This is a genomic window from Acidovorax sp. 106, assembly GCF_003663825.1.
Taxonomy (GTDB): domain Bacteria; phylum Pseudomonadota; class Gammaproteobacteria; order Burkholderiales; family Burkholderiaceae_C; genus Acidovorax.
In genome coordinates this window covers 3,321,088-3,345,019 of the sequence record NZ_RCCC01000001.1, presented here as the reverse complement: position 1 = coordinate 3,345,019, position 23,932 = coordinate 3,321,088, and the positions used below count along the sequence as shown (strand labels likewise).

General features: G+C 65.9%; 22 protein-coding genes. 14 read left to right on the top strand and 8 right to left on the bottom strand.

Annotated elements, in window-relative coordinates; all coding sequences use genetic code 11:
• Nucleotides 1-51: 51 nt before the first annotated feature.
• A complete protein-coding gene (locus tag C8C98_RS14900; RefSeq protein ID WP_121454226.1) occupies nt 52-864 on the top strand; it encodes an IS5 family transposase in 813 nt (270 codons plus the stop codon).
• A 97-nt stretch (nt 865-961) separates the two neighbouring features.
• On the opposite strand, the gene C8C98_RS14895 is transcribed toward C8C98_RS14900, so the two are convergent.
• The 3 genes from C8C98_RS14895 to C8C98_RS14885 all read right to left on the bottom strand — a co-directional run bounded on the left by C8C98_RS14895 (nt 962) and on the right by C8C98_RS14885 (nt 3,934).
• Complete coding sequence (locus tag C8C98_RS14895) at nt 962-2,302, bottom strand: hypothetical protein (RefSeq protein ID WP_121454910.1); 1,341 nt, start codon at nt 2,300-2,302, stop codon at nt 962-964.
• Nucleotides 2,303-2,493: 191 nt separating this feature from the next.
• Nucleotides 2,494-3,135 carry a YitT family protein gene (locus tag C8C98_RS14890; RefSeq protein WP_121454909.1) on the bottom strand — a complete coding sequence of 214 codons (642 nt, stop codon included), beginning with the start codon at nt 3,133-3,135 and terminating at the stop codon, nt 2,494-2,496.
• 250 nt (nt 3,136-3,385) lie between these two features.
• The gene (locus tag C8C98_RS14885; RefSeq protein ID WP_233574557.1) at nt 3,386-3,934 is read right to left on the bottom strand and encodes an outer membrane protein assembly factor BamE; all 549 of its coding nucleotides are present in this window, start codon (nt 3,932-3,934) and stop codon (nt 3,386-3,388) included.
• A gap of 42 nt (nt 3,935-3,976) precedes the next feature.
• Between C8C98_RS14885 and C8C98_RS14880 the strand changes: the two genes are divergently transcribed.
• The 10 genes from C8C98_RS14880 to C8C98_RS14835 all read left to right on the top strand — a co-directional run bounded on the left by C8C98_RS14880 (nt 3,977) and on the right by C8C98_RS14835 (nt 13,638).
• Nucleotides 3,977-4,183, top strand: a complete 207-nt coding sequence (locus tag C8C98_RS14880) for a DUF3460 family protein (protein WP_121454908.1) — start codon at nt 3,977-3,979, stop codon at nt 4,181-4,183.
• A gap of 87 nt (nt 4,184-4,270) precedes the next feature.
• On the top strand, nt 4,271-5,137 hold the full coding sequence (locus C8C98_RS14875) for a ScpA family protein (RefSeq protein ID WP_370450409.1): 867 nt from the start codon (nt 4,271-4,273) through the stop codon (nt 5,135-5,137).
• A 66-nt stretch (nt 5,138-5,203) separates the two neighbouring features.
• Nucleotides 5,204-6,793, top strand: a complete 1,590-nt coding sequence (nadB, locus tag C8C98_RS14870) for an L-aspartate oxidase (protein WP_121454907.1) — start codon at nt 5,204-5,206, stop codon at nt 6,791-6,793.
• Entirely contained in the window at nt 6,790-7,425 is a 636-nt protein-coding gene (queE, locus tag C8C98_RS14865; protein WP_121454906.1) for a 7-carboxy-7-deazaguanine synthase, read from the top strand. The genes nadB and queE overlap by 4 nt, the downstream gene beginning before the upstream one ends.
• Before the next feature lie 67 nt (nt 7,426-7,492).
• Nucleotides 7,493-7,867, top strand: a complete 375-nt coding sequence (locus tag C8C98_RS14860) for a 6-carboxytetrahydropterin synthase (RefSeq protein WP_099658493.1) — start codon at nt 7,493-7,495, stop codon at nt 7,865-7,867.
• A 15-nt stretch (nt 7,868-7,882) separates the two neighbouring features.
• Nucleotides 7,883-9,223: an adenosylmethionine--8-amino-7-oxononanoate transaminase gene (gene bioA, locus C8C98_RS14855; RefSeq protein WP_121454905.1), complete on the top strand. Its 1,341-nt coding sequence runs from the start codon at nt 7,883-7,885 to the stop codon at nt 9,221-9,223.
• Nucleotides 9,220-9,897: a dethiobiotin synthase gene (gene bioD, locus C8C98_RS14850; RefSeq protein WP_121454904.1), complete on the top strand. Its 678-nt coding sequence runs from the start codon at nt 9,220-9,222 to the stop codon at nt 9,895-9,897. Before bioA ends, bioD begins: the two co-directional genes overlap by 4 nt.
• The gene (gene bioF, locus C8C98_RS14845; protein WP_121454903.1) at nt 9,894-11,141 is read left to right on the top strand and encodes an 8-amino-7-oxononanoate synthase; all 1,248 of its coding nucleotides are present in this window, start codon (nt 9,894-9,896) and stop codon (nt 11,139-11,141) included. The genes bioD and bioF overlap by 4 nt, the downstream gene beginning before the upstream one ends.
• Nucleotides 11,142-11,519: 378 nt before the next feature.
• Nucleotides 11,520-13,106, top strand: a complete 1,587-nt coding sequence (locus C8C98_RS14840; protein WP_199726601.1) for a phosphoethanolamine transferase — start codon at nt 11,520-11,522, stop codon at nt 13,104-13,106.
• Between the two features lie 169 nt (nt 13,107-13,275).
• Nucleotides 13,276-13,638 carry a 5-carboxymethyl-2-hydroxymuconate Delta-isomerase gene (locus C8C98_RS14835; protein WP_121454901.1) on the top strand — a complete coding sequence of 121 codons (363 nt, stop codon included), beginning with the start codon at nt 13,276-13,278 and terminating at the stop codon, nt 13,636-13,638.
• Between the two features lie 85 nt (nt 13,639-13,723).
• Here C8C98_RS14835 and C8C98_RS14830 read toward each other — a convergent pair whose 3' ends face one another.
• Nucleotides 13,724-15,337, bottom strand: a complete 1,614-nt coding sequence (locus C8C98_RS14830) for a gamma-glutamyltransferase family protein (RefSeq protein ID WP_121454900.1) — start codon at nt 15,335-15,337, stop codon at nt 13,724-13,726.
• Between the two features lie 76 nt (nt 15,338-15,413).
• A complete protein-coding gene (locus C8C98_RS14825) occupies nt 15,414-16,385 on the bottom strand; it encodes a tripartite tricarboxylate transporter substrate binding protein (RefSeq protein WP_370450408.1) in 972 nt (323 codons plus the stop codon).
• 137 nt (nt 16,386-16,522) lie between these two features.
• Between C8C98_RS14825 and C8C98_RS14820 the strand changes: the two genes are divergently transcribed.
• Nucleotides 16,523-17,452, top strand: coding sequence for a LysR family transcriptional regulator (locus C8C98_RS14820; RefSeq protein WP_121454899.1), 930 nt, complete (start codon nt 16,523-16,525; stop codon nt 17,450-17,452).
• A 168-nt stretch (nt 17,453-17,620) separates the two neighbouring features.
• Here the strand turns inward: C8C98_RS14820 and C8C98_RS14815 are convergent, their stop codons facing one another.
• From C8C98_RS14815 to C8C98_RS14805, 3 genes are all read right to left on the bottom strand, one after another.
• Nucleotides 17,621-18,376 carry a carbonic anhydrase gene (locus tag C8C98_RS14815; protein ID WP_121454898.1) on the bottom strand — a complete coding sequence of 252 codons (756 nt, stop codon included), beginning with the start codon at nt 18,374-18,376 and terminating at the stop codon, nt 17,621-17,623.
• 320 nt (nt 18,377-18,696) lie between these two features.
• The gene (locus tag C8C98_RS14810; protein WP_121454897.1) at nt 18,697-20,556 is read right to left on the bottom strand and encodes a chorismate-binding protein; all 1,860 of its coding nucleotides are present in this window, start codon (nt 20,554-20,556) and stop codon (nt 18,697-18,699) included.
• A gap of 250 nt (nt 20,557-20,806) precedes the next feature.
• On the bottom strand, nt 20,807-21,364 hold the full coding sequence (locus C8C98_RS14805; protein ID WP_121454896.1) for a hypothetical protein: 558 nt from the start codon (nt 21,362-21,364) through the stop codon (nt 20,807-20,809).
• Between the two features lie 185 nt (nt 21,365-21,549).
• Here C8C98_RS14805 and C8C98_RS14800 point away from each other — a divergent pair, with 185 nt between their 5' ends.
• Both C8C98_RS14800 and C8C98_RS14795 read left to right on the top strand, forming a co-directional pair.
• Entirely contained in the window at nt 21,550-23,205 is a 1,656-nt protein-coding gene (locus C8C98_RS14800; RefSeq protein ID WP_121454895.1) for a HAMP domain-containing sensor histidine kinase, read from the top strand.
• Nucleotides 23,202-23,924: a response regulator transcription factor gene (locus tag C8C98_RS14795; protein ID WP_121454894.1), complete on the top strand. Its 723-nt coding sequence runs from the start codon at nt 23,202-23,204 to the stop codon at nt 23,922-23,924. The genes C8C98_RS14800 and C8C98_RS14795 overlap by 4 nt, the downstream gene beginning before the upstream one ends.
• Nucleotides 23,925-23,932 lie beyond the last annotated feature (8 nt).

Below are 23,932 nucleotides of genomic sequence, written 5' to 3'. Positions count from 1 at the left end.
CGTGTTATGAACTTTGCTGCGTGAGCACGGAGCCAAGGGTAGAGTTTGCAGATGCCCCGCAAGCCTTACCCGACAGACGTCAGCGATGAAGAATGGAGCTTCGCTGCGCCCTACCTGACCTTGATGAATCAGCACGCGCCCCAGCGCGAGCATGATCTGCGCGAAGTCTTCAACGCGCTGCGCTGGCTGGTGCGCGCAGGAGCGCCCTGGCGGATGCTGCCCAACGATCTGCCGCCGTGGGAGGCGGTCTACCAGCAAAGCAGGCGTTGGCTTGACGCGGGCTGCTTCGAGGCGATAGTGTCGGATCTGCGCTCCATCATTCGCGTAGCACAGGGGCGCCAGGGCCAGCCCAGCGCAGTAGTGATGGATGGGCGCACGCTGCAATCGAGTTGCGAGAGCGGTCCACGTGCAGGCTACGACGGCTACAAACGCAAGCGCGGCAGCAAGGTGCACATGGCCGTGGACACGCTGGGCCACTTGCTGGCAGTGCATGTCACGCCTGCAGACGAACAGGAACGTGCGCAGGTGCAGCGCCTGTGCGAAGACGTACAGCAGGCCACGGGCCACACGGTACAACTGGCCTGGGCAGACCAAGGCTACACGGGTGAAGCGGCATCCAAAGCGGCGCAGGACAACGGCATCGACCTGCACATCGTGAAGCTGCCCGAGGCAAAGAAAGGCTTTGTACTGCTGCCGCGCCGCTGGGTGGTGGAGAGAAGCTTCGGCTGGCTGGCGAGGTTTCGCAGGCTATCGCGGGACTACGAGCGACTACCCGAAGTGCTCGGCGGGCTGCATTTCCTGGTGTTTGCGGTGCTCATGTTGCCCGCTGCCGCACGGGTGCTGGCTGCAGCGGGAAGTTCATAACACGCTCTAAATCACCCCTGACGTTGTTGCTTCGCCTTGCCGTGCTTCAGCACTGTCTGCGGCTTCGCGCCTAGTCAGGAATGATTTGGAAATGGAATCAGCCAGAGTCTTCTTGCCCCACCTGCGCCAACAGCAGCGCCAGAAGCTCCGGAACGTCGAGTACCTCTGCGGCCTCCTCTTGAGCATCGCTACCGCTGCGCGCCCTGGAAAAACGCCATGGCTCTCCGGGCCCCAATCCATGGAGATGCAGCACTTCGCCGGACTCCAGCCACAGCACGGGGGCGAGCACACGGCAGCCGGCGGCCATGCAGGCAGCCGCCTCGGCACGCCCGGCCTCAGGGGCAAAATCCGCCTCCCAGGCCAGCAATAGGGTGGTGTCATCCACACGCTGCAGGGTCTCGGGCTGGGCGAAAGGTGCGAGTGCTTGGAGCCCCTCGTTGGCCACCTCCAGCGATATCGCGGCGCCTGCTTGCGGCTGTGCGCCCAGAAAGCTCTCGACGCCACGAGAATGCGCCGCCGTCGGGCTTCTCACCAAGCAAAAGAAACCGGTGCCGACCGGGCCAGCACCAGGCTGGGCCAAAGGGACGGGCTCAGGCACAGGCACAGGCGCCGCCGCCATTTCACGGGTGTCCACAGCGCTCGCTGCCAAAGGGTGCGCGAACACGATCGCACCGTGCTCAACCCTCAGGCGCTGGTCTTGTGGGATGGCGTGGTAGACGGTGTCCAGCAAAGCCAGCAGGTTCGGCCCCCACTGGCGCCGAAAGTAGCGCCCGCAGAAATCGATAACGCGGTGATCCTGGTACCCGAGTGGCTCCTGCGCCTGACTGCTGAACAAGTCTGTGGCCAGGTTGTGGATGCTCTCCATGTCCTTGCCAAGACCTACAAACTGCTCGACCCCCTCCCAGCAGTCGACGACCAAGGCACTCTCGGTGGTACCGCGATAGCAGGCCAGGGAGAGAAACTTGGAAAACATGCTGCCACACAGGTGCTGGAACGCCGTGGCGGAGGTGACTTGCGGCAAAGCGCGCACCAGGCAGCGAATGCGCGCGTGCAGGTCCAGGCCAGGCTGGTGATGCCGAGGGCCGTCGAAATAGCGCACCAAATCGATGGCCATATCGGTGACCGATGCCTGCTTGTAGTGCTGCAGGATGGCGGCGAACGCCCCCTCACTGACCACCGGCGATGCAAGGCAGAGGTAAGCATGGACGTACGTGCCCAGCGGATTGATGCGGCTGATAAGTTCACCCGGATCACGGATGCGCTCATCGCGGGACTCTATCTGGCCTTCAAAGCACAGACGCTTCAGCGCGGGGCCCAATGTTTTCTTTTTGAACTCGCCCAATTCAACGTTCGCAAGAATGTCGTCATACAGACGCTCGCGCTCTGGAGTTCGCAAGGCTGCGTCAGCAGGATAGATTTGGATGAAATCAGAGGTCATGGGCCAGCCCGATGTGGGGCGAAGTGGTGGTCGGTGCATATCTGCAACGTCGCAGAATTCTAGTGAGCAGCCTGCGCTTGGGACTGGACAACTTGTCCAGCGTTGCGCCCTGCAGCTACGGGCGCCACCGATGCTGACGCATGACGAACCCAAAGCCATGGAGCCGCCGTCACACCGAAGTCAATGTGGAGTCATCCCCCCACGTACCGCCCAGGCCGGTGGCTGATCCACAAAAACACGCCCATCACCACAGCGGCCAGCACCGAATAGAACACCCGCTCCAGCGGCACCACAAACAAGGCCAGCAGCAGCACCACGCAGTCAATCACCAGTTGCACCTTGCCCGCACGAATGCCGTAGCGGTTTTGCATGTAAAGCGAAACGATGGTGGCGCCGCCCAAGCTGGCCCGGTGGCGTGCGAGAAAGAGGCAGCCTGCCCCCAGCAGCAACCCGCCCAGCAGCGAGGCAAACAGCGGGTTGATGTAGCTGACCTGCATCACATGCGGGAACAGCTCGGTCAGCAGTGACAGCAGCGCCACACTGATGAATGTCTTGAGCGTGAACTCGCGGCCCATGCGCGTCCAGGCGAACCAGTAAAACGGCAGGTTCACCATAAAGAACAGCTTGCCGAACGAGATGTCGGTGACGTAGTGCAGCAAAAACGCAATGCCCGCTGTGCTGCCGATGAGCAGACCGGCCTGGTTGAACAGCATGAGCGCCATGGCCACAAACAGGGTGCCCGAGAACAGGGCTTGCGCATCTTCGTAGGCGCCGTGGCGCAAAGACACCACAGGGTCCGGGGCGGGCGCAGCGCCAGATTCAGCAGGAGACATGGAAAAAACTCTTGATTTTGAAAATGGAGGGCCAGGACCTTGTGAGCCCCAACGCCATTGGATCCCTGTCACGGGAGCACGAGAACACAAGCAAGCAGCGCGCCAAACGCAAGCTTGCCCAGTGGCAGGCGGCGCCCAGCGCCGCGATTGCTATTAAATAAATAGCTTCCAGCGCTTATGGTTAAAGCGCTGGGGCCTATTTTCTTCTATTTTCAAAAACTAAGAACCTGTTCTCACAGCACACCCGGCCCTATTTGCCGCCGCCCTTGAACTCAGGCGCATCCAGGTCGTCACCGGTCTGGGTGCGGACCACGCGCCAATCCGGGCCGTGCACCACGGTGAACACCTTGGGCGAGGGGCTGCCATCGGCAAAGCGCCAATCCACTGCCGTTTCATTTTTGAGCGCATAGTGCGCCGTCTTGGCGGGCTTGCCCAGCAGGCGGCGCACCTCGGCCATGGGCATGCCGGGCTGCACCCGGGCAAAGTTGGCGGGGGTCAGCACCTGGCGCACGGCGGCCACCTTGCCATCGGGGCCCAGGGTGATCATGTAGTTGACCTGGCCTGCAGGCTGGCGGTTGTATTCCAGCGTACGGCCCCCATCGGCCTCGTTCCACACGTTTTCAGGCGCGCCAAAGCGGTCGCGCACATCGGCCTCGGTCGATTGCCCCGGTTGCAGCTCGCTGATGCGCTGCGGATCGCAGCCGCTGGTGGTCAGCAAAACCAGGGCCGCAAAGACGGGGGTCAATGCGGCTGAGACTGCGGTGGCGGCAGCGCTTTGGGCGCGTCGAAAAAATGGCATGGCGTCGTCCCGGTAAAATCCAACAAAAGAGGTTAACAGTCCATGTCCATTTTCCGCCGCCCCGATTACCAATCCGACGCCACCCAGTTCATCAACCAGCTCAAGGCCACCAAGCCCGAGCTGGATCAGCAACAGCAGACAGGCCGCGCCCTGCTGTGGGACAAGCAGGTCGACCGCACCCTGTGGGGTGACTACCGCCAAGGCGAGGTTGCGCAAAAGCCGTACGTCTACCAGACCAACGCGGACTGACGTCTTGCGGCGGCTGGCATTTGCAATGAAATTGGCACCTAGCGCTTTTAAAAGAAGCGCTAGCAGCTACACATTTCATAGCAAATCATGAGCAACGCCAGCCCCCAGCCTGCCGCCGATGTGGCAGATGCCCTGGCAGCCACGGCGGCCAGCGGTATGCCCAACGTGGTCGACCAGGTGGCGCTGGCGCGCCTGTACGGTGAGCCGCTGTTTGCGCTGCCCACCGACCTGTACATCCCGCCCGACGCGCTCGAAGTCTTCCTCGAAGCCTTTGAAGGCCCGCTGGATTTGCTGCTATACCTGATCCGCAAGCAGAACTTCAACATCCTCGACATCCCCATGGTGGGGGTCACCAAGCAGTATTTGGTGTACGTGGATGAGATCCGCAGCCGCAACCTGGAGTTGGCGGCCGAGTATTTGCTGATGGCGGCGATGCTCATTGAGATCAAGTCGCGCATGCTGCTGCCGCCCAAGAAACAGGCCGAGGGCGAGGAGCCCGAAGACCCGCGCGCCGAGCTGGTGCGCCGCCTGCTGGAATACGAGCAGATGAAGATGGCCGCGGCCCGCCTGGGGCAAATTCCGCAGTACGGCCGCGACTTTTTGAAGGCCCAGGTCTATATTGAGCAAAGCCTGCAGCCGCGCTTTCCCGATGTGCACGTGGTGGAGTTGCGGGACGCCTGGCGCGACATCCTGAAACGCGCCAAGCTCGTGCAGCACCACAAGATCACCCGCGAAGAGCTGAGCGTGCGCGAATACATGAGCATGGTGCTCAAGACACTGCAAGGCCGCCGCTTTGTGGAGTTTGAAGAGCTCTTCGAGCCCGCCAAAGGCAGCACCGTGCTGGTGGTGACCTTCATCGCGCTGCTGGAGCTGGCCAAAGAGACGCTGATCGAGATCACGCAGGCCGAGGCGTTTGCCCCCATCTACGTGCGCCTCGCTTACACGCCGGTCTAGGCCGGCCCCGCTGTTCACCGCCCTGGCCGGTGGCCTTGGCACACACCCTTACTTCACCCGCAAGCCATGGCATCCCACGACTTCGACGTTCTCATCGTAGGCAGTGGCCTCGCTGGCCTCTCGGCGGCCCTGCACCTGGCGCTCACACACCGCGTGGCCGTCATCACCAAGCGCACGCTGCAAGATGGATCGAGCGGCTGGGCGCAAGGCGGCATTGCCGCCGTGCTGGCCGACGATGACAGCTTTGCCGCCCACATTGAAGACACGCTGGTCGCAGGCGCGGGCCTGTGCGATCTGGCCACCACGCGCTTTGTGGTGGAGAACGCCCCGGCATCGATTGCCTGGCTGCGCGAGCTGGGCGTGCCCTTCACGCTCGAAGGTGACCAACTGCACCTGACGCGCGAGGGCGGCCACAGCGCACGCCGCATCGCCCATGTGACCGACGCCACGGGCGCGGCGGTGCAGCGCACGCTGATCGACGTGGTGCGCGCCACCCCCGGCATTACGCTGTTTGAGCAGCACACGCTGGTGGACCTGATCACCACACGCAAGCTGGGCTTGCCCGGCAACCGGTGCCTGGGGCTATATGCGCTCGACAGCGACACCGATGAGGTCGTCACCTTCCGCGCGCCGCAGACCATTTTGGCCACAGGCGGCGCGGGCAAGGTGTACCTGTACACCACCAACCCCGACACCGCCACGGGCGACGGCATTGCCGCCGCCTGGCGCGCAGGCTGCCGCGTGGCCAACATGGAGTTCATCCAATTCCACCCCACGGGCCTGTACCACCCGCACGAAAAGTCCTTCCTCATCAGCGAGGCCGTGCGTGGCGAAGGAGGCAAGTTGCTTCTCCCCCCATCGGCGGGCGGTACGCGCTTCATGCTCGACCACGACCCGCGCGCCGAACTGGCGCCCCGCGATGTGGTCGCCCGCGCCATCGACTTCGAGATGAAAAAGCACGGCCTCGACTGCGTGCACCTCGACATCTCGCACCAGAGCCCCGCGTTTTTGCAAGAGCACTTCCCCAACATCCTGGCGCACTGCGCGTCGCTGGGCATCGACATCACGAAGGAACCCATCCCCGTGGTGCCAACGGCCCACTTCACCTGTGGCGGTGTGCTGACCGACCTGGCCGGACGCACCGACCTGCCTGGCCTGTACGCCGTGGGCGAAGTGGCCTGCACCGGGCTGCATGGCGCCAATCGGCTGGCCAGCAACTCGCTGCTCGAATGCATGGTGTTTGCCCGCGCGGCTGCGCAAGCCATTGCTGCGGCCCCCGCCACCGCACTACCCACCGTGCCCACATGGGACGACAGCCGCGTGACCGACGCGGATGAATGTGTCGTCATCTCCCACAACTGGGACGAGCTGCGCCGCTTCATGTGGGACTACGTGGGCATCGTGCGCACCAACAAGCGCCTGGAGCGTGCCGCGCACCGCATTGCCATGCTGCAGGGCGAAATCCAGGAGTTCTACGCGCACTTCCACATCACGCGCGACCTGCTGGAGCTGCGCAACCTGGTGCAGGTGGCCGATCTGATCGTGAAAAGCGCCCAGCTGCGCCGCGAAAGCCGGGGCCTGCACTACAGCCGCGACTACCCCGACATGGCTGCCCCCGCTGCCCCCACCCTCTTAGTCCCTCCGGTGCCCCGATGACCTACAGCGTCAAAGAAATCTTCTACACCTTGCAAGGCGAAGGTGGCCAGGCGGGCGCGCCCGCCGTGTTCTGCCGCTTTGCGGGCTGCAACCTCTGGACGGGCCGTGAGCAGGACCGCGCGCAGGCCATCTGCCAGTTCTGCGACACCGACTTTGTGGGCACCGACGGCACGCTGGGTGGCAAGTTTGAGACGGCTGCGCTGCTGGCGCAAACCATCTCCGCGCAATGGCCCGTGGGCGCAGGCCACCGCTTGGTGGTACTGACCGGTGGCGAGCCCCTGCTGCAGGTCGATACCGCACTCATCGACGCGCTGCACGCGCAGCAGTTCCGCATCGCCGTCGAAAGCAACGGCACCGTGAAGGCCCCCGAAGGCATCGACTGGCTGTGCATCAGCCCCAAGGCAGGCGCCCCCTTTGTGCAGCGCAGCGGGCAAGAGCTGAAACTGGTGTGGCCCCAACCCGGCTTCGACCTGCCAACGCTGGAGCAGGGCACCGACTTTGCCCACCGCTACCTGCAGCCCATGGACGGGCCCCTGCAACGCCAAAACACCGCTCTGTGCATAGACACCTGCATGCGCCACCCCGCTTGGCGCCTGAGCCTGCAAACCCACAAGCTGACCGGGATTCGTTGATCCGACGCCATTGCGGACGCCCACCTTCCTGCTCCCCGTTGAACCGGCCTCTGCCCCTTTTTTTGCCATGCAACTGACCATTCGCCAACGCTTTTTCTTCGATGCTGCGCACACCCTGCGCCGTGAGATCGAGGCCGAGGGCAGCCGCCGCATCCACGGCCACACCTACCACGCCGAAGTGGCCCTGACCGGCCCGCTCGATCCCGCCACCGGCATGGTGCAAGACCTGGGCCATCTGCGCGCGCGCTTGGCCCAAGTGCGCGAGCAGCTCGACCACCACTTTCTGGACGAAGTCCCAGGCCTGGGCGTGCCCACGCTAGAGCACCTGTGCCTCTTCATCGCCCGCGCCGTGGCCGATCTGCACCCCAGCCAGGTGCGTGTGTGGCGCGATGCCGTGGGCGACGCGTGCACGCTGGACCTGCCCCAGGCGCCCAGCGCCTGACCCGGCCCGCACACCATGACCGCAACCCTTGCATCCCTCGCTGAACGCAGCCTGGCCCATGTGTGGCACCCCTGCACCCAAATGAAGCGCCACGAGGCGCAGCCGCCCATTGCCATCGCCCGGGCCCAAGGGCCCTGGCTGTATGCAGAGGGCGGCCAGCGGTACCTGGACGGCATCAGCTCCTGGTGGGTCAACCTGTTCGGGCACAGCCACCCGCACATCAAGGCCGCGCTGGCCGATCAGCTCGACAAGCTCGACCACGTCCTGCTGGCAGGCTTCACGCATGCGCCGGTGGTAGAGCTGTCCGAGCGCCTGGGCGCCCTCACCGGCCTGGGCCATGCGTTCTACGGCAGCGACGGCGCATCGGCCACCGAGATCGCGCTGAAGATGAGCGCGCACTACTGGCGCAACTGCGGCCGCCCCGGCAAGAGCCGCTTCATCGGCCTGGCCGGGGGCTACCACGGCGAAACCGTGGGCGCCCTGGCCGTCACGGACATCCCGCTGTTTCGAGAGGCCTACGCCCCGCTGGTGCGCCTGGCTGCCACCGTGCCCAGCCCCGACGCCCGCCAGGCCCAGCCGGGCGAGACCGCCGCCGACGTGGCCCGCCGCGCCGCCGCCGCGCTGGAGCAATGGCTGCAAGAGCACCATGCCGACACCGCCGCCCTGATCGTCGAGCCCCTGGTGCAATGCGCCGCAGGCATGGCCATGCACGATGCCGAGTACCTGCGCCTCGCCCGCGCCCTGTGCAGCCGCTACGAGGTGCACCTGGTGGTGGATGAAATCGCGGTGGGCTTTGGCCGCACCGGCACGATGTTTGCCCACCAGCAGGCGGGCATCCAGCCCGACTTCATTTGCCTGTCCAAAGGCATTACCGGGGGCACGCTGCCGCTGTCGGCCGTGCTCACCACCGATGCGGTGTACGCCGCGTTCTACGACGACAACGTGGCCCGTGGCTTTTTGCATTCGCACTCGTACACCGGCAACCCGCTGGCCTGCCGCGCAGCGGTGGCCACCTTGGAGCTGTTTGAGCAGCTCGATGCACTGACCGCCAACGCCGCCCTGGCCCAGCGCATCGACGCGGCCTGCGCCCCCATCACCCACCACCCCCGCGTGCGCCACGCGCGGCGGCTGGGCATGGTCTGGGCGTGGGATGTGGACAGCACGCTGCCCGACTTTGCCCGCCGCTACCACCAGCACGCGCTGGCGCAGGGGCTGCTGCTGCGGCCCATCTCCAACGGAGCCGATCACACCCTGTATGCCATGCCACCCTATGTGCTGGACGACGAAGCCGTACAGTGCCTGGCAACAGGCGCGCTCCATGCCCTGCAAGCCACGCTGGCGCAGGAGCCCGCATGACCGCGTGCTTTGTGGTGGGCACCGATACGGGCGTGGGCAAAACCCATATCTCCTGCGCGCTGCTGCAGGCCCTTGCACTGCACCACCGCCGCGTGGTGGGCATGAAGCCGGTGGCAGCGGGCGTAGTGCCCTGGGGCGAAGGCTGGGCCAGCGAGGACAGCATTGCCCTGCGCGCCGCATCGACCCTGGCCGTTGCCCCCGAGCTGGACACGCCCGTGCTGCTGCCCGACCCGCTGTCGCCCCACATCGCCGCCGCACGCGCGGGGGTGCAGATCGACATCGCCACCATCGTGCAGGCCTACCAGGCACTGGCCGCGCAGGCCGATGCCGTGGTGGTGGAAGGGGCTGGGGGCTTTCATGTGCCGCTGTCGACCACCACCACGGGGGCTGACCTGGCCGTCGCGCTAGGGCTGCCCATGGTGCTAGTGGTAGGCCTGCGACTGGGCTGCCTCAACCACGCCCTGCTGACAGCAGAGGCCATTGCCGCACGCGGGCTGACGCTGGCAGGCTGGGTGGTCAACCGGGTGGACCCGGACATGCTGGCGCCCGAAGAGAACATTGCCTGGCTGCAACAGCGCCTGGGCGCCCCGCTGCTGGCCGACATTCCCTGGGGCGAGCACACCGCCCACAGCTTGGCAGCCCACTTTGATCTGCCCGCAGACTGGACACGATGAACACCGCTGCCCCCATCTCTGCCCCCCCACCTACAGCCTCCTGGCTGGACGAGCTGCCTGGCCGCATGGCGGCCTTGAAGGGCGAGCACCTGCTGCGCGTGCGCCGCACCGTGGCCCCGGCGGGCGGTGCCATGCTGCAAATCGACGGCCAGCCCATGCTGGCCTTTTGCAGCAACGATTACCTGGGCCTGGCCAGCCACCCCGCGCTGGCCACCGCCGCGAGCGAGGCCGCCCACGCCTACGGCCTGGGCTCGGGCGGCTCGCCCCTGGTCAGCGGCCACAGCACGGCCAATGCGCTGCTCGAGCACGCCCTGGCCCGCTTTGTGGGTCTGCCGCGTGCGCTGTACTTTTACGCAGGGTATGCCACCAACGTGGGCATCATCCCTGCGCTGGTGGGTGCGGACGATGCCTTGTTCTCGGACGCACTCAACCACGCCTGCCTGATCGACGGCGCGCGCCTGTCACGCGCCACCATCCACCGCTACCCGCATGCCGATCTGGCCGCACTGGAAGCTGCCCTGGCCAGCAGCCCCGCGCGGCGCAAGCTGGTGGTGACCGATGCCGTCTTCAGCATGGACGGCGACGTGGCCGATATCCCAGCCCTGCTGGCCCTGTGTGAGCGCTACGACGCGCTGCTGCTCATTGATGATGCCCACGGCTTTGGCGTGCTGGGTGCCCCCGGCCAGGAGGGGCGCGGCACGCTGGCGCACTATGGACTGACGGGCGAGAACGCCTCGCCGCGCATCCTGTACATGGCCACGCTGGGCAAGGCCGCCGGCGTGGCTGGCGCCTTTGTGGCGGGCAGTGATGTGCTGTTGGAGTGGCTGCTGCAAAAAACCCGCACCTACATCTTTGCCACCGCCGCCCCCGCCCTGCTGGCCAAGGCGCTGCAGACCAGCCTGCAAGTGATGCAGACCGAAACCTGGCGCTACACGCATCTGCAGCAGCTTATTGCCCGCCTGCAAGCGGGCCTGGCGCCTGTGCTGCAGCGCACGCCGTGGCAGCTGATGCCGTCCACAACGCCCATCCAGCCGCTGGTGATTGGCAGCAATGCCGCCGCCATGGACGCCATGGACGCCCTGCGCGCACGCGGCCTGTGGGTGCCCGCCATTCGCCCACCCACCGTACCTGAGGGCACAGCGCGGCTACGCATTGCGCTGTCGGCTGCGCATACGCAGCAAAATATTGATCGGCTGGTGCAAGCACTGGCAGAACATGCAGAGTCGCTGCGCTGCGACCCTTGACCCTGCCCACTGATCGCGGATCGCGGATCGCGGATAAGCCACAGAGTGTCGCTAGCTTCTTTCTGCTGCTCGCTAGCCGTTCACCCCTGCATAGCGCCAGCAGGCACGCGCCTGCGTAGCCACTTGCGCCCGCGAGTCCACCTGCCGTAGCACTGAACTGGCACACCTGGGCAAAGCGCCGGCGCTTGCGGCACGGCAGCAGCAGGGGGGGGCGGCAAACCACTACCGCACCTGCGGGAAATGCACCGGTCGATAGACTGCGCCGCCGCCCGAACAGCCCCTGCTGCGGGCCTTCTTCCATCACCCTGCCCGTCTGCATGCCTCAAGGCCCTGCGCCAGCGGGGCGGTGGCAAAGCCGCATTTGACTTCGCCCACACCATGCTCGCCAGCGCCGCCTTGCTTCTAATCACCGGGTTCTTCATCGTTCTGGGGCATGACGGCCGGCGGGTGGCACAACTGCTGGTGCTGTTTTTGCCGGCCGCAGTGTGGCTGGCCTGGCCGGTGCGCAGCGCAGCATGGCGCCATGCACGGCGCGCCAGCGTGTGCCTGCTGGTCATGGCCTTTGCGGCAGACGGCATGTTGCGCGCGTACTTGCTCGAAACCTACCAATCTGCCCCCGACAGCACCGCCGTGCTGGGCGCCCTGGCCAACACCAACCTGCGCGAAATGCACGAATACCTGCGCATGCACTGGCGCACCGGGCTGCTGGGCGCTGCTGTATGGCTGACCGCTGGCGCCCTCGGCTGGCGCTTGGCAGCACCGGGCAGCCCCAGCGCAGTGGCACCACCGCCCCGACGTTGGCAGGTGGCCGGCTTGGCTGCGGTGTTGCTGCTGTGCGCGGTGGCCTGGGCCAGCAAGCCCTGGCGGCGGTTGCACCCGCTGCTGTACTGGCCTGCCTGGACGCAGTCGCTGGCCGACCAGCAAGCCCGGTGGCAAGACCAGACGCAGGGCCGCGCGGCCCTGCTGCAACGCGCACAGGCGCAGGCCCCTGTGGTGACTCACCCGGGCCCCTCTACCGTGGTGCTGGTGATCACAGACAGCATCAACCGCGACAACATGCAGCTGTATGGCTACGGCCGCGCCACCACGCCCCGCCTGGTAGACATGCAGCGTCTGCAACCCGAGCACATGCTGGTGCTGCGCAATGCCTGGTCGGCAGACGCCAGCACGCTGCCCGCGCTCGACAACCTGTTCGCGTTCGGTCAGCCCCATGCGGCAGCGCCCCAACACCTCATCGCACTGGCGCGTGCAGCCGGCTATAAGGTCTGGTGGATGAGCAACCACGACGACATGGCAGTGGAGCAGCAACACGCCCGGCTGGCCGATGTGGTGGACATGGTCAACCGCACGCCAGGCCGTGCCAGCGCGTCGCTAGACGGCGAACTGCTCGACTGCATTCAGGAAGCCATCGACGACCCTACAGAGCGCAAATTCATCATCGTGCACCTGCTGGGCGCCCACCCCCACTACCGGCTGCGCTTTCCGCCCGACCAAAACCCTTTTGACGACGCAGTGGACCGCGTGGAGTCGCAACTACAGGCGCAAGGCCGCCCGGCGTGGGTGCGGCGCTTTCGGCAGGACTACGACGCTGCGCTGCTGTACCACGACTTTGTGGTGGCAGAGTCACTGCGCATCACACAGTCGGGCGCCCGGGCGCCAGGGCGCAGCGCGTGGGTGTATCTGTCTGACCACGGACAGGAAGTGGGCCATGTCGACAACCGTGCGGGGCACAGCCCGGGCACCGAATCGGGCTACCGCATTCCGGCCATCGTGTGGAACAGCCACGCCCGCGCATCGGCCGATGTAGCGCTGCGCCCCTTTCGCGCAGACTGGGCGGGCTGGACGATAGCAGACACCCTGGGCCTGGACTGGCCCGGCGAGCAACCCGAGCGCAATGTGCTGACCCGGCAATACCAGTGGCAGCCTCCGTCGCTGCCGGTGCAAGTGCGCTCCCTCACCGATTGAGCGTGCGCGCTCTGGGCCCTGGGCGCAGCTACCGGTGTCCATTGCAAAGTGCCCAAGGCACAGCCCTCCCGGGCCCAAGCATGCAAAACGGTTCACAAACGGTGCACACTTGGCGTCTGTGGGCGTTTTATCGCCCCGCCATTTCCAACCGCAACGAAAGTACACGCACATGCCCCATCTGGTCATTGAAACCACCGCCAACCTCGGCACGTATCCCAAAGCCCAGGTCCTGAAAGAACTGGCCGCATCCCTGACAGCGCACCCACAGATTCCGGTCGAGGCCGACCTGAAAATCCGCTTTGTGGACGTGACCGACTTTGTGATGGGCACCGCCCCCGAGCTACGCGGCTTTGTACATGCCGAGCTGCGCCTGATGACGGGCCGCACACCCGAGGCCAAGACCGAGTTGGCAGGACGTGTGCTGGAGGTGCTGCAGCGCCTGACACCCCGCCCTGCAGGCATGTCAGTGCAGCTGAGCGTGGAAGTGCGCGACATGGACCGCGCCACCTACGCCAAAGCACGGCTCGAATAAAAACCACTGCTGGGGCTGCCCTGCCACACGCCAGCAGTCAGGCGGACCAAGGGGAAGAAGGCGGGCAAAGAGCCCGCCCTGCCCCTCAATACCCCGCCGCCAACCCGTCGCGGCGCGGGTCGCTCGCAGCCACATAGCCTTGCACAGCCGGGTTGCCCGCACGCCAGATGAACTGGCCTGCGCCAAAGTCCTGGTACGAGTCGTTGATCACATCGATCTCGTGCCCCAGGTCTTTGAGGCCCTGCACGGTGGCCGCGTTCATGGCCGCTTCCACGTTGATGTTGAGCCCCTTGTTGAAGCGCCAGCGCGGCGCATCGCAGGCGGCCTGCAGGTTCTGGCGGTAGTCCAGCATGCGCACCAGCGTTTGCATGTGGCCTTGCGGCTGCATGTTGCCGCCCATCACGCCGTAGCTCATCACGGGCTGGCCGTCCTTGGTCACAAAGGCCGGGATGATGGTGTGAAACGGCCGCTTGCCCGGCGCCACCACGTTCGGGCTGGCAGCGTCCAGGCTGAAGCCGTGGCCCCGGTTTTGCAGGCTGATGCCGAAGGTGGGCTCCACGCAACCCGAGCCAAAGCCCATGTAGTTGCTCTGGATGAAGCTGACCATCATGCCGCTCTCATCGGCTGCCGTGAGGTAGATGGTGCCGCCCTTGACAGGGTTGCCCGCCTTGAAGTCTTGTGCACGGCCCAGGTCGATCATGCGGGCGCGCGATGCCAGATAGGCGTCATCGAGCATCTGCTCGGGCGTCACTTCCATGGTCGATGGCTCGGACACATAGCGGTATACGTCGGCAAACGCGAGCTTCATGGCCTCGATCTGCAGGTGCTGCGAGACCACCGAATCCACCGGCAGACTGGCCATGTCGAATTTCTCCAGAATACCCAGCGCAATCAGCGCGGCGATGCCTTGGCCGTTGGGTGGGATCTCGTGCAGCGTGTAGCCCCGGTAGTCGCGCGCGATGGGCGTCACCCACTCAGGCTGATAGCTGGCCAGGTCTTTCACCGTCAGGGCGCCGCCCTGCTCTTTGGCAAACGCGGCCAGGGCTTCAGCGATTTCACCTTCGTACAGCGCGTCGCCGTGGGTGGCGGCAATGGCCTTGAGTGCACGCGCAGCAGCAGGGAAGCGGAACAGCTCCCCCACCTCGGGCGCACGGCCCCAGGGCAAGAACGTGCCAGCGAAGCCCGCCATGCCTTGCAACACTGGCGTGGCGGCGGCCCACTTTTGCTGCACCACCGGCGGCACCAGGTAGCCGCGTTCAGCCACCTCAATGGCTGGCGCCATCAGGTCGCCAAACGGCAGCTTGCCAAAGCGCTGGCTTAAAGCGACCCAGCCACGCACCGCGCCGGGGATGGTCACTGAGTCAATGCCGCGCATGGGCGGCGTGGTGGCGTCTGCGCCGTACTTGGCCTTGAAGTACTCAGGCGTCCAGGCCTGAGGGGCGCGGCCCGAGGCGTTGAGGCCGTGCAGTTGCTGCCCATCCCACAAGATGCAGAACGCATCGCTGCCCAGGCCGTTGCTCACGGGCTCCACCAGCGTCATCACGGCGGCGGTGGCCACGGCGGCATCCACCGCGTTGCCACCCTGCTGCAGGATGCGCAGACCGGCTTGCGCCGCCAGCGGGTGCGAGGTGGACACCACGTTGCGTGCGAACACCGGGATGCGGGTAGAGAGGTAAGGGTTTTGGTAGTTGAACTGCATGCGGTCTCCTAGGCTTTTTGTGATGGCTTGGCTTGAATACTGGGCCGGAACACCTTGCGGCGTTGGCCCACTCTGCTTATTCGTTGACGATCTTGCGCTCGGTGATGATGCGCTTCCACTTGGCCAGGTCGTCCGCCACCATCTTGCTGAACTGGGTGGGTGTGCTCGTCACGGGCTCAATGCCCAAGGTGGTGAGCTTGTTGCGCACCTCGGGGTCGTTCAGCGCCTGGTTGGCGGCGGTGTTCACCCGGGTCACGATGTCGGCACCCAAGCCCTTGGGGCCGTACAGACCAAACCAGGTGTTGGACTCATAGCCGGGCAACGTGTCGGCAATGGGCGGCAAATCGGGCGCCAGCGGGCTGCGTTTGAGCGTGGTGACGCCCAGCGCACGCAGGCGGCCATCGCGCACATGGGGCATGCCGGTGGGCAATGAATCGAACAGCACGTCGAGCTGGCCGCTCACCAGGTCTGGAATCGCCAGCGCCGTGCCCTTGTAGGGAATGTGCGTCACATACAGACCCGCCTGCGCCTTGAACAGCTCGGCCGTCAATTGAACGATGGTGCCGTTGCCGCTGGAGGCGTAGTTGAGCTTGCCGGGGTTCTTGCGCGCGTATTCGATCCACTCTTTGACCGTTTTGGCGGGCGAGCTGTTGGGCACCAGCATGATGCTGGGCGCATTGCCGACGTGGGCAATCGGCGTGAAGTCGCGCACCGTGTCGTAGGGCAGCTTGCCCCCCATGGCCGGGCCAATCGAGTGCGTGCTGGTGGTGGCCAACAGCAGCGTCAGGCCATCAGCCGGGGCCTTGGCCGCCATGTCCGACCCCAGGCTGCCCCCTGCGCCAGGCTTGTTGTCAATGACGATGGAGGTGCCCAGCTTTTCGCCCATCTTCTGCGACAGGGTGCGCGCAAACAGGTCGGTGGCACCGCCCGCCGGGAAGGGCACGATCAGGCGGATGGGTTTGCTGGCCTGGGCCAGCGCTGCAGGCGCGGTGGCGCCCAGCGCCAGGGCGGCGGCCAGGCCGCGCAGAAAGTGGTGGCGACGGATCATGGATCGATTCCTTGCAAGAGGGAGAGCAGAAACAACGAAAAGAAGGCGCCTTCAACGCCCCCAATGTAGGCGCTGGCTATCCATCAAAACAGATAATCAAAGTTATTTCACTATGACGTCATGTCATAAACAGCCTAATGAAACCATCTGCCGCCCCTAGCGAAGAAGTCTCTTTGCAGCAGTTCCGCGCGCTGGCGGCCATTGCACAGACGGGCAGCTTCACGCTGGCGGCCGATGCGCTGCAGCTGACGCAGCCCGCCGTGAGCCACCTGGTCAAGCGCATGGAGCAGCAGCTGGGCCAGCCGCTGGTGGTGCGCGGGCGGCGCATTCGCCTTACCGACGCGGGGCAGATGATGGCCGACACGGCCCAGCGCGCGCTGCGCATGATTGACGAGTCGGTGCACGCCTGCCGCTCGCAAGCACAGCTGCAGGAGGGCCGCGTGGTGGTGGCCGTGGGGCACCTCACGGCCGGGGCGCTGCTGCCCGCGCTGCTGGCGCGCTTCTCCAAGGCACACCCGCAACTGGTGGCCACGCTGCACGACAGCAATGCTGCGCAGATGGTGGCGCAGGTGCTCTCGCGCGAGGCGGACTTGGCGCTGGGCTCGGACATCGGGCAGACGCATTCCGAGCTGGCGACCGAGCGCCTGTTCAGCGAGCGCATGGCGCTGTTTTTGCGGCACGACCACCCGCTGGCCCACCGCGCCAGTGTGCAGGGACGCGACCTGGACGGCCTGCCCCTGGTGCATGTGAACCCCGATGCCGTGGTGTGGCGCGCCATCAGCCGCGAGCTGAGCACCGTGGCCAACGTGTACCCGCAGGTGGTGCACCATGTCTCGATGCTGACCACCGCGTTCGGCATGATCCAGGCGGGCGCCGGGGTGGCGCTGCTGCCGCGCTATGTGGCGCGCCTCATGCCGCCCGACCTGCGCGCCTTGCCCATCGTGCGGCCGGTGCTGGAGTTTCCGGTGGTCGCCATCCGCCTGGCCAAACAGCCCCTGAGCCCGGCGGCCATGGCGTTTTTGACCATGGCACGCCAGCACCTCAAGCCTTCCGTTGCAACGACCTGAGCAAGGCTTGACCCCGCGTTGCGCTGACGCGCTCGGCTGCGTTTTGCTTGCTTTTTGGAGCGGCCACAACGACTCAGCGAAGCGGCCCTGGCCAGGCATTCCGTCGCAGGCAGTACAAGCCGTACGACAAGACGGAACAACGACGCCAGGGGGTTGTGTTGGCCGCTGTCAGTTGCTTTCTTTCACCACACGGCCATTCAAGGGCTGCAGGGGCCGAGCGTTGGCGTTGTAGATCTGGCGAAACGCCTTGATCTGCTGTGGGCTGAGCTTGACGGGCTCTTTGAGCACCATCCACTTCACGCCTTCGGAGCATGGGGGCGTGGTGAGCGAGCCCTCGAAACTGTAGTAGCCCTTTTTGGCAGGCAACAAGGCGGGCAGATCCAGCGAGAGGCCATCGACCGTGACCTGCTCACCCACCCGTGGCAGATGGGCAAAGATGGGCGCCCATGCGGGGTTGGTCTTGCCGGGCTGTATCAACACGGCCACCACGCCCAGTTTGCCGTCTTCATCCTTGTGCACAAAGTGGGCCACCATGGCGGCGTGCTTGCCAGCCACCGCCTCCTCACTGGGGGTGTGGAAATGAAACTGCAGCAGCTCCAGCTTTTTGCCATCCACGACCAGGTTGTTGCCTGCGGGCAAGTTGACCTGCACGGTATGGCCGTTGTTGACCAGCGTGGGAGCGGCAGCGGCGTACTGGAAGTCCAGCGCGGGCAAATCGGCCTTGACGGGGTTGCGAATGTCCACCGGGCTCTGGGCACTGCCGCGCGCGCAGGCTTCGAAGGAAGACTCCAGCTCGCCCCAGTGCTTGGGGCCGCCATGGCCTTGGTAGGCCCAATGGGCGTGCTGATTGCTGGCAAAGGCCATGGTGGCGCACAGGGCCACCGATGCCAACGCCACTTGTCGAATCCATTTGGAGTGTTTCATGTTTTGAACAGACAAAAACGGCAAGTCCTCTCCATGCCACTGCGCCCACCAACACCCGGGGTTCGAAGAAAAAAGGAGAGTGACCAGATCATGGGGCCCCGGGCAAGGCTCAGTGAAGCAGGCGCGCAAACACCTGCAAGGCGCGATGATGCACCCGCCTCGCACAACTTGCCAGTGCAAAACTACCTACCCCAAACCACGAACTTTTGCAGCGCTAAAAGCTCTCGCGCTCGGCGTTTGCATCCCTTGCAAGGAAAGCCTGCGCTCAAGACACAGTGTGTTCACATAGCGGCCTTGGCGGCGCCTGGCAGGCTGGCTTGCTACACCGCCGAAGGCACCACCCGCGCCGCCAGCCAACCGCGCAGGCTGTTCACAAAGGCCCATTCACGCACCTGCGGCACATCGCTCAGGCGCAGCACGGCCTCCACCACGCGGCCTTCGCGCAGGGCCACGGCTCGGCCCACGCCGGGCAGCAGGCCACTGGCCAGCGGGGGCGTCACCCAGCGGCCATCGGGCAGCAGCGCGGCGATGTTGCCGCGTGTGCATTCGGTGATCTCACCCGCCCCGTTGTAGAGCAAGGCATCGAACACCCCAGGCTGCGTGGCCGCATCGGGCGTAAAGGCGTCGTAATGAGCGCGGCGCGTGGTCTTGAAGCGGGTGAACTCGCTGTGCGCCTCGGCAAAAGGCTGCCCAGCCAGTTGCAACAGCACGGGCACGGCGGTGGTCTGCATGGCAAATGCCTCGGCACGTGGCTGGCCTGTGGCGTCCAGCAGCAGGCGCACACGCCATAGGCCCTCGGGGTGCTGCGCGGCCAGGGCCTGCAGGCACTGCTGCACACGGGCAGCATCCCACACAAAGCCAAAGTGCTGCGCTGCCACGCCCATGCGGGCCAGGTGCTCGCCCGCGTGGCGCAGTTGCCCAGCGTCCAGCGCCAGGGTTTCCAGAATCTCAAACGGCATGCTCGCCCTTTCCACAAAAGCGCGCTTGTGGCGCCACTCGTTCCACTCGGCCTCGGCCTCGGCCCCGGAGGTGATGCCACTGCCAATGCCGCACACCGCCTGCGGGGCTGCACCCTGCGCACCCGCGCGCAGCACCACCGTGCGGATGGGCACATTGAAGGTGGCAGCCACCGGGTGCAAGCCCTGGACAACGCCTGGGCCCGCTGCGCGGTCAGTGGCCGGGCCCGCAGGCCGCACCACGCCCACCGCGCCGCAATACACGCCGCGCGGCTGCGGCTCTAACGCGTGGATCATCTGCATGGCCCGCACCTTGGGCGCACCGGTGACGGAGCCGCAGGGGAATAAGGCAGCAAACACATCGGCCAGCGTGGTGCCGGGGCGCGTGCGGGCCACCACGTCCGAAGTCATCTGCCACACCGTAGGCAGCGCCTGGGTGGCAAACAACGCAGGCACCCGCACGCTGTGGGGCAAGGCCACACGCGACACGTCGTTGCGCAGCAGGTCCACGATCATCACGTTCTCGGCACGCTCCTTGGGGGCCGTGCGCAGGTGTTCGGCATGGGCTGCGTCTTGCTCAGGGGTGGCCCCGCGCGGGGCGGTGCCCTTCATGGGGCGGGCCAGCAAGGGCCCTTCGCCTGCTGGGCTGTCCAGCCCTTCCTGCCAATCAAAAAACAGCTCAGGCGACACGGACAGCACCTGCTCTGCACCCGCATTGATGCAGGCCGCATACCCCTGAGGCTGGGCCCGGTGCAAGGCGGCAAACAGGTCTGCTGCCTGCCCATGCAGCGTGCCCTGCAGCGGCGCGGTGTAGTTCACCTGGTACAGCTCGCCGTTGCCAATCGCCCGCTGGATGTAGGCAATGGCGGCATCAAAGTCCTGGCGCGCCATGCCCGCCTGCCAATCCACGCTGGGGGCATCGCCGGTTGCGCCGGGGGGCGAGGCGTCCGCAGCCCATGGCTCGGCGTGGTCGTACACGGCAAACCAGGCCAGGGGGCCATCAGCCGCGTGGGTCTGCAAGGCGGCATCGAACGCGGCAGCCGCTTCATAGCGCACATAACCCACGCACCATGATCCTTGCCGTGCGGCGGCGTGCACAGCGTCCAGCACCGCACGCACCTGGGTGGGCGCGTCGGCGCGCAGCACCTGGCGTGGCAAGCCAAACTGGCAGCGCAGGCGTGGCGCATCAGGCTGCAGAGGCTGGGAGAAGTCGATGCAGGACATAAAGAGTCAAATGGGCCCCTAGGGCAATCCAATCAAGCGCAGACAGCTATGTTTTTCATAGCAAAATCGCCAGCACGCCGGGCCTTGCGGCCCCACGTTGCCAGGCACCTGCGCCAAGGCAAAGGTGGCAAGGATAGCCACATTGCGCCACCCCCCGCAGCGCACCCCCTTGGCCACCCGCCTCGCGACATAGCCTTCACCCCGCGTGGCGGGGCCGTCGCCCGGCGCGGGTCTTCACGTCCTCAAGCCCTCACTGGCCGCTGTAGGGCAAGGAGGAGTGGTGAACCACGATGCGCAGTTTGCCCGCGTCGTCCTTCACATAAGACCAGGTCTTGTCCACCGTCGTCACCTTGCCGCCTTTGTCGGTCATCACTACGTTGCCCATGCTGGAGGCCGAATCGCCCGCAACAAAGATGGCTGCATTTTTAGATTCACAACGCGTCCACCCCTTCAGGGCAAAGCCCGTGTCGTTGGGGAAGTTGTTGTCGCCCCCCACAAAGTAGGCCACCGCGCCCGAACGGGTCGTGCGGAAGGTTTGTGGCGCTGTGGTCAGCGTGGGCTTGAACAGCACGGCCCCCAGCTGGTAGCCGTAGGCGGCGTCGATGACTTTCTCGGCCAAGGCCTTGGCGGCGGGCTGTCCGCCCTTGTCGTGGGCAGCACTGATGTCCACCAGTGCCTGGCACCAGGCCGCCTGCGCAGCGGTGACTTCGGATTCGGTGATGGCCCGGTTCACCACGGTGGCATGGCCCAGGGTGCTGAGCCCGGCCAGAACAAGGGATGCAATAGGAGCGAGGTGGCGTGCTTTCATTTCAGAAATTCCTTCACAAGCGGACGGTGGGTTAACGATGGAGGCACAGGGTGTGCAACCACAGAGATGCATTGGAAGACGCTGGAATGAACCACCCGTGGACGCCACATGAACGGCGCCTGATGCCCACATTAACGCCAGATGAACAAGGGCATCGGCGCCGACGGTGCAGCGACAATGCCCACATGTTCCGCCGCCGACTCAGCCTCGTCCTCGTCCTGCTGGCCGCCGCCGTCACGCTGCAGGGTCTGGCGGCCGTGGTAGCGGTGCGAGAGGCCGAACGGCAAGTGGTGCGGGGCCGCGTGGCCAGCGACACCCTGCAGCGGTTTGTGGAGCTGTCCTCCACCAAGCAACGCCTGCGCGCCTGGGCCACGCAGCACCAGATCGGCGCGGGTGGAGCTCCGGCTGAGCGCGACACCCTGGTCGAGCGCATGCAGGCGCAACTGCAGTCGCTGGTGGCGCTGGCGCGCGATGCCGAAACCATGGGCCTTGCCGAAGAGGCGCCAGAAGAACACGCCGCCCGCCTGGACGCCCTGCGCGTGCTGACCCACAGCGTGGCCCAGCTGGGCGCTGCGGTGCGCGAGATGCAGCCCCTCACGCCCGAGGTGCAAGCCAGCGCCGTGTGGAACGCGCTGACCGCAGTGTTCGAACAGTCCGAAGGGCGCGATCTGCGCGAACTGGTGGCCCAGAGTATCGCGCGCGAACAGGCCGCCATGCAGCGAGAGCGCGCCGCCGCCGATGCCTCTTTGGCCCGCATGCGGGCGCTGTGGATTGGCACAGCCCTGGCCCTGGCGCTGGGCGCCTTGGCGGCCACGCTGTACTTTGGGCGCGCCTTGCGCCGCCCACTGCATGCGCTGGCAGACGGCGCACGGGCACTGCAGCAAGGGCAATTGCACCACCGCATCAATCTGCCAGGCCGCAACGAGTTTGCCGATGCTGCGCGCAGCATGAACGCCATGGCCGACGAGCTGGAACGCCATCGCCAGCGCGAGCTGCAACAGCGCCAGGTGCTGGAAGCCACCGTGCGTGAGCGCACGGCCGATTTGCACCAGGCCAACGAATCGCTGCAGCGCACCGACCTGCGACGGCGCCAGCTGCTGGCCGACATCAGCCACGAGCTGCGCACCCCCACCACCGCCATAAGGGGCGAGGCCGAGGTGACGCTGCGCGGCGGCGAGCGACCGGCCAGCGAATACCGTGAGGCGCTGGCCCGCATCGTCGACATCTCACGCCAGCAGGGCAAGGTGATTGACGACCTGCTGGCCATGGCCCGCACCGACATGGAGACCTTCAGCGTGGCCCGCGAGCCCGTGGTGCTGCAGCACCAGGTGCTGGACGCACTGGCACTGGCCACCGCCTTAGCGGCAGAGCAAGGCGTGCGCCTGCAACAGCAGGCAGAGGCCACCATGCCCGAGCCGCTGACCGTGTTTGGCGATGCACAGCGCCTGACCCAACTGGTGCTGCTGTTGCTGGACAACGCCATCCGCTACTCGCACCCCGGCGGCCGTGTTGACTGGTGCCTGCGTGTGCAAGAAGGCAGTGCAGAGTTGCTTGTGTGCGACGAAGGCATTGGCATCCCGGCGCAGGAGCTGCCTCAGGTGTTTGAGCGGCATTTCCGGGGCAGTGCGGCCCGCCAGCACCGTGCCAGCGGCAGCGGCCTGGGGCTGCCCATTGCACGCGCGCTGGCGCAAGCCCATGGTGGCACGCTGGAGCTGCAAAGTCCCTGGCCCTTAGGTGCTGCAGAGGGCGGCACCTGTGCCAGGCTGCGGCTGCCACTGTGGCACGGGGCGCAGGGTGGCCACGCTGCACTGCTGGCAACTCCAAACACAGGCATGGCATGAACATTCTTTTGGTGGAAGATGATCCCCGGATCGCAGACTTCTTGATGCGTGGCCTGAGGGCCGAAGGGCACAGCGTGCAGCGCGCCGCCCACGGCGTAGAAGGCCTGGCACTGGCCCAGGACGCCGCCCGCAGCGCCCAGCCAGGCGACGCGGCCACGGTGCTGGTCCTGGACTTGATGCTGCCCGGCATGAACGGCATGGAGATTTGCCAGACCCTGCGCGCCACCGGGGTGTCGCTGCCCATCCTCATGCTCACCGCCTTGAGCACGCTGGAAGACCGCGTGGCGGGGCTGCGCATGGGCGCGGACGACTACCTGTGCAAGCCCTTTGAATTTGAAGAACTGCTGGCCCGCCTGGAAGCCCTGGCCCGCCGCGCCCGCCCCTTGCAGCCAGGTCGGTCCAGCCGCCTGCAGATAGACGACTTGGTGCTAGACCGCGAGAGCATGAAGGCCACGCGTGCCGGTCAAGCCCTGACGCTGACGGCCCGCGAGCTGGCGCTGCTGGAGCTGCTGATGAGCGCCCCGGGACGCCTGTTCAGCCGCGAACGCATCCTGGCCAGCGTGTGGGGCCACAGCGAAGACCCGCTCACCAACGTGGTGGACGTGTACATCCGCCGCCTGCGCAGCAAGATCGATGACGGCCACGCCACCGCGCTGATCCACACCATGCGCGGACTGGGCTACCGGATGGAGGCGCAGGCACCTCCGGCTGCGGCATGAGCCAATTT